Annotated in this window: 2 protein-coding genes; both read left to right on the plus strand. The window is 35.9% G+C overall.

Translation table 11 applies throughout. The annotated features are described in order from the left end of the window. Positions 1–297 precede the first annotated feature (297 nt). Entirely contained in the window at positions 298–435 is a 138-nt protein-coding gene (locus O9290_RS25870) for a hypothetical protein (RefSeq protein WP_288057489.1), read from the plus strand. 36 nt (positions 436–471) lie between these two features. Beyond that, positions 472–2,182: ATP-binding protein (locus tag O9290_RS25875; protein ID WP_288057491.1), on the plus strand; the 1,711-nt coding region annotated here is incomplete at its 3' end.

Genomic DNA, 2,182 nt, shown 5'->3' on the forward strand with positions numbered 1-2,182 from the left:
TTACTTGGTATGGTTCGATAGGGGGGCATAAATCGACTAAATCTTTATCTGGCAAGAGACTTAATTGATTAGTTCGCTCTAGATAAAAAACAATTGACAAAAATCGCTAAATGCCTTTCTATATAAGGGTTCCATCCCTTACAACCCCCCTCTATTGCATAACACAAACCGAAGAGCCAGAATACTAAAGCACAGGAAGCACTAAAAGATTATGAAGAAGATACTGAAACTTATGAGAAACCTTTTGAAAAGCAATTAAAGACATTAGAGCCTAATGACCGAGATGAAATCAAGGAGTTGGCAGAGAAATTAAACCAAGTGCTGAAGACAAATGAATTAGCAGGTTCTCAACCTAAATTTGGTGGAACGTTTACAGCAGAAAAACAGGTGATTCAACAAGGGGAAAAGAATGTCATTGACAATATTAGTCTTTGACTAAATTAAATTTAGGGAGAGCATGAGGAGAAACAAATGTCTGAATCTATTTTTCGCTCCCATTTTCAGGCTGAAAAGCAGGTTATTCAGCAGGGTGATAATAATACACAGAATATTATTGTCAAGACAGAAATAAACTATGGCGATGATCCTGAAGAGGAGAAAGTTGCTGCAACCATCAATGAAAATTCTCCCTATTTAGGTTTAGTTGCATTTACAGCAAATGATGCGAATCTTTTTTATGGACGCAAAAAGGTCATTAATGATTTATTAAAAGAGCTAGAAAAAGAGAATTTAATTTTTCTTTTAGGAGCATCAGGAAGTGGCAAGTCTTCTTTAGTACAAGCTGGTTTAATTCCTGCTTTATCGGCTAAATATAAGCCCAATTTCTCTAATTTAAGCATGGTTCCTAATGATGATCCTTTTTTCTCATTCTATCTTCAGGTTGCCAATTTTATTTCTCAATCTCCCACGGACTATAAACAATCGGAGGCTCAAGTTGCTTTACCACCCCAAGATAATATAACGGCTGCGGTTGAATACCTAGAAAAGGTCATCACAACCTTAAAGAAAAAGCCAGAGTCTTTGTGGTTAATTTTTATTGATCAATTTGAAGAAATTTTAACTCAAAGTCAGGATAATAAGGGTTGTCTATTTATTCAATCTTTAGGGAATTTAATTAGTTACTTACAGCGAACTAATAATTCATCAGTCAAAATTGTCTTGACAATGAGAACTGACTTTTTAGATCAATTTATGAATACGTTTCCTGATTTTGTGGTGACGATACAAAGCGATGGAAGAAAGCCATTTAGTTATATTACGCCCATGGCAGATCGGGAATTGAAGTTAGTGATTAAAAATCCGGCGGCGACTCATGGAGTAAATGTTGATCTGAATTTAATTGAGAAGATTATTGAAGATTTTAGAGGTGAATCTCAGTCTTTACCTTTGTTACAATATACTTTAGATCTTTTATGGCAAAAGGATGATTTATCGGATAGGTTACTTGATTACGCAACTTATGAAGATTTGGGCGGTGTTGGGGGAGCTTTACAACAACAAGCAGAGAAAATTTATCAACATTTTGAATCTCAGGGTCAGGGAAAAGCTGTTGAAAGTATTTTTGTTCAGTTAGTGACAATTACATCGGATGGAAAAAGAGTTAGTAAACGGAAAAATAAATCTGGATTTAATGATGAATTAGGAAAAATTGTTGATGAATTAGTGAAAAAATATCGTCTGTTGGTGAGTGGCCGTCAGGAAGGCATGGTAGAAATTGCCCATGAAGCTTTGATTGGCTCTTGGCAAAGGTTACAGGACTGGATTACTAAATATGAGAAGGAGATTATTTTAGAAAGACAATTAAAAGAAGCGGCTGAATCTTGGTGGAAAGATAAAGCGGATGAGAAAAAAGCAATTAGTGAGCTTTGGACTGGCTCTAAGTTGACGCAAGTGGGCAATCTATTAAAAGCGAAATCTCTACCTGATTTAAATGCCTTAAGGAATTATTTTGGGGATGTAACGGTTGAGTTTATGAGGGCAAGTCGGGAATACCAGCAACGACTTCAGAAAGCCGAAGCCGAACGCAAACAACGTGAAGTTAATACAGAACTTAGTTTAGCAAATTCTCTCAGTGGTTATTCTTTGCATCTCTTTAATGAAGAGGGAAAAGAATTAGATGCTATTGTTGAAGCGATTAAGGCAGGAAAAATTTTGCAGAAACACAACGCAAGCAACACGAAGG

It is taken from the genome of Microcystis sp. LE19-41.2A, assembly GCF_027530405.1.
In the GTDB taxonomy this organism is placed as follows: domain Bacteria; phylum Cyanobacteriota; class Cyanobacteriia; order Cyanobacteriales; family Microcystaceae; genus Microcystis; species Microcystis aeruginosa.